The organism is Mycobacterium sp. (assembly GCF_035603715.1).
Lineage (GTDB): Bacteria > Actinomycetota > Actinomycetes > Mycobacteriales > Mycobacteriaceae > Mycobacterium.
Window position 1 is genome coordinate 1 of the sequence record NZ_DATNJW010000214.1, and the last position, 15,401, is coordinate 15,401.

The following is a 15,401-nucleotide window of genomic DNA, read 5'->3' on the forward strand; positions in this document are numbered from 1 at the left end:
GATCTTCACGCGATACGGAACCTTGGCGAGTGAGACTCTCCCGGCAGCCGAGATCGACCGGCAGTTGAAGGAGATCGTGGTCGAGGCCGGCGGAAGTCCGGAGCAGTACGGCGCACCGGTGCCCGACCCGTCGCTGTTCGCCGCCGGGATCACCCTCAACCAGCAGTACCTGCCGCTCGTGGCCGAGGGACGAATAACGGTGTGTCCCTGGATGAAATCCATCACGGATGCGACCGTGACATTCGCCGACGGGCATGCCGAGCAGTTCGACGGGATCGTGCTCGGCACTGGGTTCGAGCTGTGCCTACCGTTTCTGAGTGAAAACATCCGGGAGGTCGTCAACCTCGACGCGGTACACCTAGACGCCGACCGCAACACGTTCCACCCTGACCTCCCCGGGCTGGCCTTCATGGGCATGTGGGACCAGGCGGGCGGATACTTTGTGCCACTAGAACTTCAGGCAAGGTGGATCGCATACACGTGGGGCGGCACGATCCCGCCCCCTTCGGACACCGACCAGCGGCGGTCGATCAACGCCTACCGCGCGCAACGTGGGACGTCCCAGAAAACTCGGATGAACCTGGTGGCTCTCACCTTCGCTCGGGCCGCCGGGGTCGAGCCGCAGCTAGACAACTGGCCGCACATGCGCCGCGCCCTGCTGTTCGGTCCGCTCGCACCGAGCTGTTTTCGGCTCGAGGGCCCGGACGCGCTGCCCGATGCGCCGGCCCGATTCAAGCGCGACGCCGCCGCCTTCGGTGCTATCACGTCAAACGAGCTGACCGAGCGTGAAAGCAACTACTGGTCGCTCGTCGAAACCGCGGCCTCCGGCCCGACCGGGAACGACGAAGGAATCGCAGCGCCCCGGTAACAGCCGCCCGGTTGCGTAGTTCTGCGGGACTGCCGGGAATCGAACCCGCCGCTATACCAGGGCTTTTGCTCCCCTACCTCCCGGTTCGTTTCTGTCTCGTTCCGGTTCGTTGCCGCGGAAGCTGTTGATGGCATCAACGGCGCGGTGCAACCAGATCGAAGACCTCGCCTTGATTCTCGTCGTGCTGCTGGAACTCGACGATGGTCCGCGACGACCGATGTATGAGCAAAATGCCCTGCCACCCATCACCGACGGCGTGGTCGATTTCGGTGAGCTCGAGCAGCGCAGCCCACCATCGGGCACTCTCTTCGGCGTCACGGACTGAGAATGAAATGTGAGACAGCCTGCTGAAGGTGGGCATAGAAACTCCTCGGAACACAGTCTTGGACACGGATAGCTCGGAACTGCCTGCGCACAAGTGATGTCAATCATCCGCACAGATAGCCAGCGACACGACGCGGCTGCAGTTACCTGCGCCCGGCTGCACGCATTGCATCGGCGAGTGTCCAGAAGGACAACCCCAGCAGCGGAACGTCTTTGAGCAGGAACTCGCCGGTTAGTGACATGGCAGGAAAGCCGCCCCCGGCCGGCTCACCAACGCCCGGAGTGGTGAATAGGAAACTGATCGTGGCCAGGAACAGCAGGATGGCCAGCAGGCTGCCTCCGATGGAAAGCTTTGGGGCCACCGGTTTGATCGCTAGCAGCGCCGCCGCCGTTAGTTCGAAGGTTCCCAACAGTGCAGAAAACGTGTAGACGGGGAATATGTTGTAGAGCCAGCCCATGAAGGGGCTGTTGGCGACCAGCGGTTGAATTTGGTGAGCCTCGAAATTGGCGAACTTCAGCGCGCCGATCCAGCCGATGACGATGACGAGGCCGTATCGGCCCAGAACATTTGCGACCCAATCGATTGTGGAGATCTTCACTATCTCCCTTACCTTCGATCTGTCTCTGAGCAAGATCACTATGCAGTTCCTCCTTTGACGGATGCGATCCCAGCGGTGGTGAGTTACCTAGACAAGAGAACTCCGAAGGCGTTGGTTATCAAAGCTGTTCGCTATATGAGTTGCGATCGGGTCGATAAGAACAACGAATAGCTAGCAGGGCAACTGACCTCTGCCGTTATGCGATGCTGCCGATAGTGCGCTCAGTGCAACGGAAGGGATACGATTGCATGGCTCGAATTATTATCGTGGGAGCCGGAATTGGCGGACTGACGGCAGCGGCCACACTCAGACACGCGGGATTCGAGGTGCGAACCGTTGAGCGTGCAGTCGAATTCGGTGAGGTTGGGGCCGGTGTGCAGTTAGGCCCGCACGCAACTCGGGTCCTCGCGGGCCTCGGCTTGGGCGACCATTTGCAACGGCGCGGCATTGTTCCGTCGCAAGTCATGTTCCTGCGGTGGCAAGACAGCAGCGTCATTTCCGCTCAGTCCGTAGCCGAAAGTGCGGTGGTGCTTGGCGCACCTTATTACACGTTCTACCGTCCCGAGCTGATTGAGATGCTCGCCAGCCTCTTACCCGAAGGCACGGTTCGCCACGGGGTTGCCGCCACTGGCATTACCACGATCGACGATAAGCCGGCCGTTCAACTCGACGATGGCAACATTGAGACCGCGGACCTCGTTGTCGGAGCCGATGGCACCCATTCAACGGTCCGGGCACAGACAATCGGCGATGCCATTCCACGCTTTTCGGGCATGTGCGCCTACCGTGCGCTCATCCCGTTGGAGCGCCTTGCAACGGACCCGCAGGCGGCGCGCACCGTTCGCTGTTGGATGGGGCCCACCCGTCACCTGGTGGTTTACCCCGTCGGTGGCGGACCGCGGTACCTCAATGTCGTGGCTGTCGTTCCGGAATCCGACTGGCAGTCGGAGTCGTGGACGTCCCGGGGCTCGGTCGATGAACTGAACAGCCAGTTCCACGGATGGAGTCCCGACGTCATCAGGATCCTCCACGCGGTGGCGGACCCCGTCTACCGATGGGCGCTCTATGACCGCAGCCCGCTGGACATCTGGTCGACAGAAACGACGACCTTGCTGGGCGATGCCTGCCATCCAATGCTGCCGTTTCTTGCTCAGGGGGCCGCACAGGCCATCGGCGACGCGGCCGCCCTTGGTCAAGCCCTGTCAACCAGTGCCGACCTTGCGGACGCCCTGCGGCGTTACGAAGCTGCGCGACGAGAACACACCGCCGAAATCCAGCGGCTGTCATGGCAGAACAACGAGGTCTACCACCTCCTCGACGGACCTGCGCAGCAACGCCGCGACGAGGCGATGGCCCAGCCCGACGGCGCAGGCATCATGGCGTGGATCTTCGCTAACGACCCCTACGCCGTCCCCTGTAGCAATCACATTGATGACCATTCGCGGACTACGAACCGAAAGCACGTCGACTAACTCCCGTCTTCGTGCTCGAGCCCGCCGCTTAGCAGTAGTCGAAGTAGGCAGCGCCAGTGGCCTTTAGGCAGCGATGCCCGCTTTCGAAAGAGGCCGGCTAGCAGCCCAGTTGATAGGCACATAAGTAAATCGAATGTTGGAATCGGGTTGGCCGACTTAGCATCGGCCGAGAATTGCTATGAAGGAAGGTCAACGCTTCATGGGCATATCGTTGGAGGCAAACGTTTCTCGTCCAGTGCTGTTGCTGGTCCACGGTGGCTGGCTCGGCGCGTGGAGTTGGGATGAGGTGCGCCAGAACCTGATCAGCCGGGGTTGGCAAACGCACACCGTCGACCTACCGAGCGTGGCCGAGCGAGGGAGCCCACGTCTTGGTCTGCTGGAAGATGCTGACGTGGTTCGTCAACGCATCAATGAGATTGGCGGGCCAGCGGTGGTAGTCGCCCACTCTTACGGCGGTGCGGTGATCACTCAGGCCGCTGCCAATCTGCCCAATGTTCGACACCTCGTCTACATCTGCGCTTTTCAGTTGGATGTCGGGGAATCCATGCAGGACATCGTCGGCAAAAGGCCCGCCTGGTGGAACATCGAGGGCGACATCGCGACTGTGCACGACCCGCGCGCAGTATTCTTTGACGACCTGCCCCCCGACGCTGCCGAGCGGGCGGCCGCCCGCCTGAAGCCCTTTAGTGCGTGCGCCGGCAATCACAGCCTGACCGCTGCTGCCTGGCGCACAATTCCGTCTACCTACATCGTTACTGATCGGGACAAAGCCGCACCTCCCGCAGGCCAGGAGATTCTGGCGGCACGTGCCACGTACGTTCGTCACTTGCCGTCGGGCCATCTGCCGCTCTTATCTATGCCCTCGGCCCTAACTGACCTCATTGTGGAGGCGGCCGCCACCACCATGGATTGAGGCACAGACCGATTCGTCTGATGCTCGACGCAGCGGAGGCCGATTGGCTTGAGACGATGAACTTTGATGCGGGCAGGCGCCGGGATAGACGAAAGATGCACCACGCCAATGGTCTTCATAAAAACTTCCGCTGTTCTCTCCAGGTTAGGGACGGGCACCGGTATCCCTGAAGCAGGGATAGCTATTACGTAGAACCTCTGGTCCGGGTCGCTCATCAAGAGCTTAGGCATCACCCGACTCGACACTGAAGATCGCTCTTCGGGCGATGGCGTTCGCGCTAACCCCGCTGCAACCTAGAGGTTATTGGCTCAGGGCGGCGGCTGTACGTCGGGCTCGAACCGACCCCGGCGACCACACGGAGAGGGCGAGGCATGGCGAGAATGCACGAGGAAATGTTGGTCGACTCGCGAATGTCGAAGGCTGAGGTCGTAGTAGTCCGAGCATGTCGATGACAGGCGACTCGCGGGACCCGGTCGATGTCCACCAAAGTATTGCGGACCGGATATGCGAATCCGGCCGTGCCGCCGGACGCTTGCCGAGCGAACACTCGCCAACAGGAAATCAACGGACCTCGGCCACGTTGGCGTCGGAATGCAGTACGACTGCGCCAAAGCCAAACCATCGTGGGGCTGTTCACACGCCGCGACTGGTCGACGCCGACTCAGTGGAGGGTGACGGGTGCGGTACTAGGAGCCGTAGAGTCGACTACTTCACGCCGGCGAAGCTGGAGGCGTTGGTGGCAGTCGCCGAGCAGGGAAGTTTGTCGGCGGCAGCACGGAGCTTGCACATTAGCCAGCCTGCTTTGTCGCAGACGATCGGCGGACTCGAACGCCGTTTGGGCACAAAGCTGTTCGTGCGCACGAGTACCGGCGTGAAGACCACTCGGGCGGGGCGCGCGGTGCTCAGCGAGGCTCGAACGATACTAGACCGTCATGATCGGCTGCTCCAGGTTGCGGCGGGATGTGTCGCAGATGAAGGCGGTGCCCTCCGACTGTCGATTCCGCCCGAACTACCCGTGAATGTGTTGCGCACACTCGCCAAGTTTGCGGCAGAGCACCCGGCAACGCGGCTCCGGACGCGTCGGTTGACCATTGCCACCCAGCTGGCGGGACTACACGGCGGAGCGCTCGACGTGTGTTTCATGAATGAACGTCCTGCGGGCCACGACCTGCATTCAATGCTGCTAGCAGTAGAGCACCTCGGTGCGTTGGTGAGCCATTCGGTGGCGGCACGAGTTGCCGGCCCGGAGGGAATCCGGCTCGACACCCTCGCGGGGCTGGAGTGGCTGGGCTTCCCGCGATCAAGTAGCCCGGCGTGGCATGACCGAGTAGCGGCCGTTTTGCGCACGCACGGCATAGACCCGGACGATGGGGAAGGCCGCCGTGACGATTTTGGAATTCCATCCGTGGTGTACACCGCGGTAAGTGGTGGACATGCGTTTGCGCTTGCACCTGCGCACTGGGCACATCCGGTCACTGACACCGTCACCTGGATTCCCCTTGCTGACGACTCGGTGGTGCGGACCACGTGGGCAGTCTGGCATGCAAATTGCCGCCGCCGAGACGTTGCGCAGCTCATCCAGGCATTGGAAACATGCGACTCCCCTACCCACGACCCTTCCTCAGCGCCGAGCAGATGCCCATGACGTTCACCCAGTGGGCGATGGTGTTTCTGCTAACGCTCCGGTTATCGCAATCTCGAGTGCACGCCGCAAGGGATCCACAGCACCTGTTATGTCGGCAAGCAGCACGCCGCCCTGAAAAGCGGCAAGAAGGCCGCCGGCTAATGCCTGCGCGTCAGTGCCCACCATCAAGCCACCGTTGTCGGCCACCCGCTGAAGTCCTTGCGCCATCAGGGTTTCCCATCGAGCGAACCCCGCTTGCAATGCCTTGCGAGCCGGCCCGTTGTCCTGGTCGAGCTCATTGATCAGCGATCCGATCGGACAGCGGATCGCGTCATCGGAGGACGCGTACGCGTTGACGGTGCTCTCACACCAAGCGTGCACGTCGGCGGCCGTCGACATGGTGTCAAAAGAAAATCGCGCCGAGGTGATCACTTTGTCCACCTGCGCGGCAACGACGTCAGCCACCAAGTCGGCCTTACCGGCGAAGAAGTGATAGAGCTGTCCGCGCCCGACGCCAGCTGCGGCTCCGATCTCGTCGAGAGTGGTCGCCCGCACGCCACGCTTGGCGAAAAGGATGCAAGCGGCATCCAGCACGCGCTGTACGGTCGCGCGCCCCCGATCTGTCGTCGGCCTGTTTAGCACCCCATAACTTTAGCTTCAGATGGCTAATTGTACTAGCAGGTACAGTTACTGTATTGTCAAGTACAGTTCTGCTGGAAGCCGCGATCATGCACCTAGGCAACGCGAAAGGGCACGGTATGCAGTCGGTTGATTGCGTCATCGTCGGTGCCGACAGTGCGGGTTGCGTGTTGGTGAATCGCCTCACCGCTGGCGGTGATTTCAAGGTTCTGCTGCTAGAGGTGGGCGGCCCGAACGATGCGCTCGCTGTTCATGACCCCGCGGCGGTGCACTCGACGTTCAGCACCGCCCGTGACTGGACGTACATGTCGCTGCATCAGGCCTGTCAATGCATCTCCCACTAGCCATGACCCATGACATGTTTGCGTCGAGTGAGCGGCGCGCGGCGAACCCGCCTATGCGCGGCCGCGACTCGCAGCTACGACGGATACGGGATGCTATTTCGGCACTAGTACATGGACACGGTGGCGTCTTGATCATCGAGGGATCAGTCGGGATCGGGAAAACCCGCCTGCTGAAGGAAGGCATGGCGCTTTCGGCGCAAGCGGGTGTGGGTGCGGTTTTTCGCCGAGTCCTCGAAAATCAGCAGACGGTACCACTCGCGCCGTCGTTCGTGGAACTGCTGCATGCTGACCTGTCGCGAGGCGGCTTAGATCCATTATCCCGCTTAGGTATTCGCGACGTCATGCACTCTCAATTGACGGAGCACCCGGGTGGCGCGATATTGACAGCGTCCGACCAGCATCCGCTCGCCATCCATATCGATGACCTACATTTTGCGGACAATGCAACCCTCATGGCCTTGCAATCGGTCGCAGTGGAGTTGAGAGACTCGCCACTACTCTGGGTGTTCACGGTAATACCCAATGCCGGCAGTCTAGTCGTTTACGAGACTGTGACCCGGTTGGTGGCTGACGGCGCCGAAGTGCTCCGGCTCAACGCCCTGACCAACGCAGCTGTGGCCGACGTAGCCCGGGACATGTTGCGCGCCAACGCGGATAGCTCGGTGTTGATGCTGGCGGACCAAGCGCATGGCAATCCCTTTCTGTTGATCGAGTTGCTACAGGGCCTCAGTGAAGAGGGCCGGATCCAGCTCGTTGATGGCCGAGCGATGGTGACCGGTGACGCGCTACCCCAACGGCTCAGCGCAAGTATGCGGCTGCGATTGGAGCGCTTTCCAGAATCCATCCGCTGCCTTTTGCAAGTGGCTTCGGTGCTGCCCGATCGGTTTACCGCAGGCCTCCTTGCAGCGATGTTAGAGCGCTCCCCGGCATCCCTTATCCCAGCCGTGGAAGAAGTAGTACGTGCCGAGCTGCTGACCGACGAAGACGGCCAGCTGCGATTTTGTGAAGATCTACGACGCGAAGCGATACGCCAGTCGTTGCCGGGCTCCTTGCGTCGTGCGTTGGAGCGGCAGTCGGCGACAATCATGCTCGACGCTGGTGCCGCGCCGCAGGACGTGGCAACTCAACTGGTACGCAGCGCCGACATCGGTGACGCTCCCGCTATCGCCACCTTACGAGACGCGGCGCAAATCCTGGCAGATTCGGATGCTGGCGCCGCAGCCGATCTGAGCAAGCGTGCGCTCGACCTCACCCATGTCCGCGATCCCCAGCACGGCCAGATTGTCGCGGAAACCGTTGTGCTGTTGAATCGGGCATTGCGCTACGACGAGGCGCAGCAACTAGCGAATGAGGCTCTGTCCAATGCAGTCTCCGCTGAGCAAGAGGCCGACATTCGACTCAGCCTCTCGACATTGGCAAGGGGCACAATCGAAAAGCGCATTGAGCAGAATCGCAGCGCTCTTCTGCTACCGCAACTCGATGAGCGGATCACAGCGCGTCATCAGGCCTGGCTCGCCTACAACCTGATGGTGAATGGCCAACTCGGCCAGGACCGCAGAACAGCCGCTGAAGCGGAGGCCGCGGCCGCAAACACTGATGACGTGGAGGCCAGGATCGTATCCGAAATTGCGCTCGCGGGCCTCGATTGTGCTGACGGCTATTGCCAGAGGGCTCTGGCGCGCTTGGAGACACTTGACGCGTTAGTCCGGACTAGCAAATTCACCCCGGCGCATCAACTTGCCGAGATCCACAGCGCAAATATTCTCGCAGTCGTCGGGCGGCTGGACGAGGCTGCGGCACTGATCGCAAAAGGCATCGAAATATCTCGTAATATGGGCAACAACATGGCATTTCAGATCTGGACCCACCACGAAGGAACGGTCCACTTGGCCGCCGGCAAGTTGTCCGCCGCCCGCTCCGCCGTCGAATCGCTCCCTGCCGCGGACCGCATGAGGTGGACGAGCGTAAACGGAGTACTTGGCATGTTCACTCTCGCCAAGGTTGCGGCTCATACCGGAGACCGAATGCTGTTGAAGGACGCCTCGATTGCGGCGCGCGACGCCTACGCTAGTGGGTCGCCCGCGGTGCGACGCACTGCGGCCGGGGTCCTGGGACTAGCAGCATGGCTACGTGACGATATAAATGGTGCGGCCCGCTGGCTCGGTGCTGATACCAGACTGATAGTGACACCAATGTTCCCAGTGGTCCTCGATGATTTGCTTCTCACTGCACGGGTAGCCGTAGCGACCGGTGAGGGAAATGTGCGAGAACGCGCGTTGCAAGCCATCGACGTTCTTCAACATGGTCAGCCCGGAGTAACACTTTTCACCGCCGTTGCACAACAAGCAGGCGGAATACTGGCCCAGGATGTCGATGCCCTTACGGCCGCCTCGCAATCATTGCGATCCTCGTCGCGACCTCTCCTTGGTGCATCTGCTGCCGAGGATGCGGGCCGAGAGCTGATTCGGTCCCAGTATCACACAGACGCAATTGCTCAGCTCAACATGGCATTTGACGTGTACGCCGACTGCATGGCGGTGACTGACGCACGCCGGGTCGGTCGAATACTGCGAAGTCAAGGGATCGAACGGCGCACGGTGACACGCCATCGCCCGAAAAACGGGTGGAACAGTCTTACCGATTCCGAGCTGAGGGTCCTCCACTTGGTTGCCGAAGGCGCAACAAACGCTACCGTCGCGAGGGAGCTTCATTTGTCGGCCCATACCGTCAAGACCCACGTGCGCAATGTCTACGCCAAGCTTGGCATCGATTCACGACTTCAGTTGCGCCGCCTGGTTCAGGGTGTCGATGAAACCCGCAGGACGTAAGGTCGAATCGGTACCAATCTCCACCTTGCGCGGGATCACGCGCAAGAAGCGGCTGGCGAGCGATGGCGATGACTAGAAGGTGAATCGTCCGCGACGACCGCGGAGGGAGCAAGCTCGTGAGACATTACCCGGCCTAACATCTGATCAAGTCAACACGATCTCAACGATCGACGGCATCGAAATGGTCTCCGACAGTGGCGGAGAAAGCGTCGACAGGCGCTATCGCGATGCGATCCCATCGGTTCAACACGCCGCCGAACCCTCTAGTTGCGCATCGCGATGAGGAAACGCATGAACGTTGAGACTAAGGGAAACTCAACCGAGGCTGGCACATGCCGGCCGGCGGCACGGATGAGGTCAGTGAGATCGGCGTTGTGTGTGAGCCATCCGCGCTCAGCCAGATATGCCGCCCGATCCCGCCGCTGGGCTGAGAAGGTCAGGTTGCGCAGATTCAGACCTTGGTCATGCTTGCGCCAAATGTCGTGGAGGTAATTCAGTGTGTCACCAACTACGTCGGGCCCCCGGCCATCGAATAGTCCGCAGCGATCCGGCTGCCGGAGGCGCTCAACGCAATGACCCCGTCGAGCACCTCGTCCTGCGCGCTGGGGGGTAGATAGCCGATGAGGAGTCCCTCGGCTATCCACGCGGTCGGCTTTGCATCATCGAAACCTGCCTGCCGCAGCGTCGTTGCCCAATCTAGGCGAAGGTCGATACCCAAACAACGGTGCTGCGCTGCCGATGTACAGCGGAGGCTCGCCAATAGATGCTTCTTCCAGTCGATGATTTCGGGCTGATCAATTTCGTAAATCGACATCGCATTGGGCCAGTCCAAACGATATGCGCGGCAATCCAATCCCGAGGCCAAAATCACCGCTTGCCGAATGCCCACGCGACATGCCTCGGCCAGGAAATAATCGAACGCCCTACAACGCACGCCAAAGTAGTGTGGGAACCACTCGGTTCCGATCTCTGCGAATTCGATTATGCCGTCTACTATCTGGGTGAAGATCTTCATTCCGAGTGCCCGAACTAGGACTTCCGCGAACGGGTCGTCGATCACCGGGTCGGGGCTACGGCTAGCGACGGCTCGCGCCGCGGCCGCCATCGTGGCGGTGGCGCCTACGCCGCCCCTTAGATCCCAACTATCGTCATTGGCTCGCATCATACTCGCCCCTTCGACTCGTCAAGTTACTCAACGCTTCCTGCGCAGATTGTCTGGATCTTCGTCATCATTCAAGCCCTACCGACACGGCCTTAAGGAATTCTCGCTCGAACACGTCGCGCCCAACTCATCAAGGTATAAGGATCATTGATGCGGAGGGTGCCCCTCCTTTCGCTGTCTGTATTCAACAACACATTCGGCCGCAGAGCCAAGCACCCGTCGACGATTACGTTAGGCATATAACCAAATTGAATACCGTTACCGCACCGTCCAGTTCGGCTGCAGGAACCTTCAGCGTGCTCGGTGTTTTTCACTTGCCACGACGTGATCGAACGGGTGTAGTGGTGATGATCAACCGCCTAGAGCTTCGCGCCAGGACCACGCTGGTGGCATGCTCTCGAAGCATGACCGCGAGACCAGAGACTTATTACGCTCGCGACGGCAACCTCCGTGTTGCCTACCAGATCGTCGATGATCAGGGGCCCGACCTCCTATTCGTCCCCACCCCTGTGTTCCCGATCGACCTGCTGTGGGACGAGCCCACGGTCGCCGGCCAGCTTGGCCGGCTGGCGTCGTTCAGCCGGCTGATTCTGACCGATCTTCTCGGGGTGGGGAGCTCCGACGCGGTACCAATCAATGAGCGTCCCGCCATGCAGTATTGGTCCGACGGGCTCATCAATGTACTCGATGCCGTCGGGAGCAAATCCGCGTCGATCTTCGCCATGGGTGAGTCGGCACTGCCCGTCATGCTCCTCGCTGCGAGCAATCCCGATCGCGTTCGCTCCCTTGTCCTCTGGAGCCCATATGCGTCCTTTTTGCGCACCCGCGATCAGCCCTTCGCGATGCCTGAGCCAGCCCTCGCGGGCTATCTTGGTGCGTTCGAGGACATGGTGGGAACCGGTGCCCTGGTCGATGTGCTGGCACCCAGTTGGGCCGAGGACGCCGCGAAGCGGCGCTGGTGCGCACGTGCCGAACGTTTGGCTGGTGGGCCGGGATATTTCGCCGCGATCCTCGACTTGTTCCTGCGAACCGACGTCACACCAGCGCTCGGCAGTATTCAAGCCCCGACGCTAATATTGCGTCGGCGCGGCGACCGTCACGTGACCGAAGGCCATGCTCGACAACTGGCCGAGCGGATCCGGCAGGCGCGGTTGGTCGAGTTCGATGGCGATGACCATGGTTGGTTCGCCGGCGATACCGAGAACGTGCTCAACGAGATCGAATCATTCCTCACCGGCGGTCGCAGCTTCTCGCCAGCCAATCGTGTGCTGTCAACGGTATTATTCACTGACATCGTCGGCTCGACCGAGCGCGCGGCAATTTTAGGCGACCAGGCCTGGACCACGGCGCTGGCCGCTCATAACCGCGTCGTCGAGCGGCATGTAGCCGAGTCCCGCGGCGCGGTCGTCAAGTTCACGGGAGACGGCGCGCTCGCGACATTTGACGGCCCGGCACGTGCTATCAAGTGCGCGTTAGCGATTCGGGATGCCCTGAAAGACGTCGGTTTGGTCATCCGGGCTGGGCTCCACAGCGGCGAAGTAGAGATTGTCGATAACGACGTGCAGGGCATTGCAGTGCACATCGCAGCGCGGATCATGGCACTTGCAGCACCCGGCGAGGTGTTGGTGTCAGGCGCGATCCCGCCCCTAGTGCTCGGGTCCAGGATCGCGTTTGCCAATCGAGGCAGTCACAAATTGAAGGGCGTACCCGACTCCTGGTCAGTCCTTTCAGTACACCCATGACGATGTGAGGCAACGCTTTCACTCAGTGTAGTGGGAGTCGGGGCGGCGCCATATCGTCGCATCGAGGTGTTCGTTGTACAGGTCGCGCAGTCTTCGAGTCTGCCACGCGCCCAGAATCTCTGAGCGCCCGTCGGGATTTGCCACGGGTCAACCGGTCGGGTCCGGTGGTGATTTATTGCCGAAATCGTTTTAGGGCCTTGGCATTTCAGAGGCACCGCTGCACGAGTCTTGGTTGGGTTGAAAATGTCGATTTCTGTGGTCAGAAGCTATTGTGTTTGAGGCCTAAGTAGAACCAATGCCTTTGCGGAATCGCTCTTGATCCTGGCAGACAGCCTGAGTGGGGTTGCTCCACTTAGCCTTTGACCCTTCTTACGGCTTGACGTGACGGCGGTCACAGCCACGGTGACATATGAGCCATAGGCTCGAGCCCAAAGATTTAGAGACCATTCGAAATGCCTAAGTATTTGGGGTGAACACCGAACATCCATCGTGCCAACGCATTTCGGTCGCCATGAGAGGAGTCACAAATGTTGAGATCTAAAGATGACAACGCGGAGATTCTGACCGATCCGACCGCATTCGCTGATGAACCGCGCCTGCACTTCGCGTTGGCGCACCTGCGTGCCAACGCGCCCGTGTCGTTGGTCGACGTTCCGCATTACCGGCCTTTCTGGGCAGTGACCAAACACGCCGACATCATCGAGATCGAGCGCAACAACACGCTGTGGATCAATGCGCCGCGCACGACGCTGGTTGCTGCCGAGGCTGAGGACTTGGACCGGGCAATGGTGGCGGCGGGAACAGGTCTGCGTTCGGTCACCCACATGGATGGCCAACGTCAGCGGTTGGTGCGGGCAATTGGTGCGGACTGGTTTCGACCCAAGGCCATGCGCGACCTCAAAAGGGCCATCGACGCGCTCGCCAAGCAACGCGTCGATGAGATGAGTCACGCGACCCATTGCGATTTCGCGGCCGACATCGCGGCAAATTTTCCGCTCAACGTGATCATGTCGATGCTGGGCGTACCAGAGACCGACTTTCCCCTCATGCTTAAGCTAACGCAAGAGGTGTTCGGACGATACGACAAAGAGTTTCAGCGAAGCGCGTCGCACGAAGGCTTCTTGGCGACTCTCACCGACTTCTTCGCCTACTTCACAATTCTGACCAAGTCACGACGTGCAAACCCCACAGACGACCTCGCATCCGCGATTGCCAATGCCCGCATCGACGGAGAATATCTGTCTGACATGGAGACGCTGTCCTATTACGTGGTCATCGCAACCGCGGGCCACGACACCACCAGCGCCGCGATCGCGGGCGGGCTGAGGGCCCTCATCGAGCACCCCGGAGAGTTAGAACGTCTGCAGAAGTACCCCGACCTGATGCCTACCGCCGTCGAGGAGATACTCCGCTGGTCCACCCCGGTAACACATTTCATGCGCACCGCCACCGACAACACCGAAGTGCGTGGAGTACCCGTCGCTGCGGGCGAATCGGCCTACCTTTCCTATGTGTCCGGTAACCACGACGAAGAAGTCTTCGACATGCCATTCCGCTTCGACATCGCCCGAGACCCGAATAAACACCTCACTTTCGGCCACGGCGTCCACTTCTGCCTCGGTGCCGCCTTGGCCCGCATGGAAATCAACAGCTTCCTTTCCGAGCTGATACCACGGCTCGATGCGGTCGAGCTGGCCGGAGACCCCGTCCTTTCCGACACCATTTTCGTGGGTGGCCTCAAACACCTCCCAATTCAGTACCGCCTCAGATGAATCCCCTAGACACTTGCAATAGGGTGGCCAACCTGCTGCTCGTGTTGGCGCGGATGGGCCACCGCAATCCCGACTGGTTCGCCTTAGACCCGGTCGAGCCGTTCAAGAACACGTCTGGATCGCCCCGTTCGTCGAGGACGACGTTGCCGAGATCGCCAGATGCATTCCCGTCGGACGCATCTTGTTCGGCTCCGAACGGCCCCACGCGGAGGGTATGGCTCACCCGACCGACTGCTTCGCCAAAGTTGCGTCGTTCACGCCCGCCGAGCAGGGTCTGATCATGCGCGATATGCGCGTGAGCTCACCTTCGGATAATCGGATTGCTGGGGATGCATTAACCCCTGCGTTTGCGGCTTCCAAGCGATGCCATATCGGCAGAAAAGAAACCTGCCAGAGCTCGTCGCGGCCGTCGCCGTCGATGTCCTGCAGCCGTCACTTCGATCAGGGAGCCCAGCGAAGATGCAGCTTATTTGTCGTGTGTATTACACAGTGGTGTCGAGTATCCGTCTTCGGAAGCATTTGAGTGTGATGTACGCCACAATTCGATGAGCCGAAGCGGCGGCGGGCCGGTGAATTAGGGGCCGATGTGGAACGTGGCCGACAGCGTCAATCCTCGACCGCGAACAGCCCCCACTCGCCGGCCACGCCCTTGAGGGTGTGCTCGCCGCGAGCGGCAAAGCTGAGGCCCGACCCGGCGACCAGGTCAACGACGATGCGCGAGACGAACACCTCGCCCGCTCCGGCCGCTGCTGCCACACGTGCGGCGATGTGGACGGCGATGCCGCTGATGTCGTCGTCGCGCAGCTCGACCTCGCCCGTGTGTACGCCCGCCCGCACCTCGAGACCCAGGCTCCGCAGGACGTCGCGGATCGCCATGGCACACCGGATGGCGCGGGCGGGTCCGTCGAACCGGGCGAGGAAGCCGTCGCCCGTGGTGTTGACCTCGCGGCCGTGGAAGCGCTCAAGCTGCCGACGGACCTGGGCGTCGTGCCTGCCGAGCAGCTCCTTCCATCGCTCGTCGCCAACCTCGACCGCGCGCTTCGTGGAGTCGACGATGTCGGTAAACAGCACCGTGGCCAGGACGCGCTCGACCGCGGGCAGCGGCCGGACGCCG

The 15,401-nt window shown here is 61.0% G+C and carries 12 protein-coding genes and 1 pseudogene; 9 read left to right on the forward strand and 4 right to left on the reverse strand.

All coding sequences use genetic code 11. The features are described from left to right. Together VN856_RS09020 and VN856_RS09025 are read left to right on the forward strand one after the other, a co-directional pair. Window positions 1-868, forward strand: a pseudogene (locus tag VN856_RS09020) (dimethylaniline monooxygenase); the annotation flags it as partial. Window positions 869-995: 127 nt separating this feature from the next. Next, on the forward strand, window positions 996-1,193 hold the full coding sequence (locus tag VN856_RS09025) for a hypothetical protein (RefSeq protein WP_325688147.1): 198 nt from the start codon (window positions 996-998) through the stop codon (window positions 1,191-1,193). A 142-nt stretch (window positions 1,194-1,335) separates the two neighbouring features. Here the strand turns inward: VN856_RS09025 and VN856_RS09030 are convergent, their stop codons facing one another. After that, complete coding sequence (locus VN856_RS09030; RefSeq protein WP_325688149.1) at window positions 1,336-1,791, reverse strand: YkgB family protein; 456 nt, start codon at window positions 1,789-1,791, stop codon at window positions 1,336-1,338. A gap of 248 nt (window positions 1,792-2,039) precedes the next feature. Here VN856_RS09030 and VN856_RS09035 point away from each other — a divergent pair, with 248 nt between their 5' ends. From VN856_RS09035 to VN856_RS09045, 3 genes are all read left to right on the forward strand, one after another. Beyond that, on the forward strand, window positions 2,040-3,263 hold the full coding sequence (locus tag VN856_RS09035) for an FAD-dependent monooxygenase (protein WP_325688150.1): 1,224 nt from the start codon (window positions 2,040-2,042) through the stop codon (window positions 3,261-3,263). A gap of 178 nt (window positions 3,264-3,441) precedes the next feature. Next, a complete protein-coding gene (locus tag VN856_RS09040; protein ID WP_325688152.1) occupies window positions 3,442-4,176 on the forward strand; it encodes an alpha/beta hydrolase in 735 nt (244 codons plus the stop codon). A gap of 448 nt (window positions 4,177-4,624) precedes the next feature. Next, complete coding sequence (locus VN856_RS09045; protein WP_325688154.1) at window positions 4,625-5,821, forward strand: LysR family transcriptional regulator; 1,197 nt, start codon at window positions 4,625-4,627, stop codon at window positions 5,819-5,821. Window positions 5,822-5,824: 3 nt separating this feature from the next. On the opposite strand, the gene VN856_RS09050 is transcribed toward VN856_RS09045, so the two are convergent. Continuing rightward, window positions 5,825-6,394, reverse strand: a complete 570-nt coding sequence (locus VN856_RS09050; RefSeq protein WP_325688156.1) for a TetR/AcrR family transcriptional regulator — start codon at window positions 6,392-6,394, stop codon at window positions 5,825-5,827. Window positions 6,395-6,495: 101 nt separating this feature from the next. On the opposite strand from VN856_RS09050, the gene VN856_RS09055 reads away from it, so the two are divergent. Both VN856_RS09055 and VN856_RS09060 read left to right on the forward strand, forming a co-directional pair. Beyond that, window positions 6,496-6,783: a hypothetical protein gene (locus VN856_RS09055; RefSeq protein WP_325688158.1), complete on the forward strand. Its 288-nt coding sequence runs from the start codon at window positions 6,496-6,498 to the stop codon at window positions 6,781-6,783. A gap of 53 nt (window positions 6,784-6,836) precedes the next feature. Continuing rightward, entirely contained in the window at window positions 6,837-9,611 is a 2,775-nt protein-coding gene (locus VN856_RS09060; protein ID WP_325688166.1) for a LuxR C-terminal-related transcriptional regulator, read from the forward strand. Between the two features lie 508 nt (window positions 9,612-10,119). On the opposite strand, the gene VN856_RS09065 is transcribed toward VN856_RS09060, so the two are convergent. Next, window positions 10,120-10,671 (reverse strand): SAM-dependent methyltransferase, encoded by a 552-nt coding sequence (locus tag VN856_RS09065; protein WP_414686907.1) that lies wholly within the window; start codon window positions 10,669-10,671, stop codon window positions 10,120-10,122. Window positions 10,672-11,120: 449 nt separating this feature from the next. On the opposite strand from VN856_RS09065, the gene VN856_RS09070 reads away from it, so the two are divergent. Next, window positions 11,121-12,515 (forward strand): adenylate/guanylate cyclase domain-containing protein, encoded by a 1,395-nt coding sequence (locus VN856_RS09070; protein ID WP_325688168.1) that lies wholly within the window; start codon window positions 11,121-11,123, stop codon window positions 12,513-12,515. A 527-nt stretch (window positions 12,516-13,042) separates the two neighbouring features. Continuing rightward, window positions 13,043-14,287, forward strand: coding sequence for a cytochrome P450 (locus tag VN856_RS09075; RefSeq protein ID WP_325688162.1), 1,245 nt, complete (start codon window positions 13,043-13,045; stop codon window positions 14,285-14,287). A gap of 606 nt (window positions 14,288-14,893) precedes the next feature. On the opposite strand, the gene VN856_RS09080 is transcribed toward VN856_RS09075, so the two are convergent. Beyond that, window positions 14,894-15,401, reverse strand: a 508-nt coding sequence (locus tag VN856_RS09080; protein ID WP_325688164.1) for an adenylate/guanylate cyclase domain-containing protein, incomplete at its 5' end; no start/stop codon positions are given.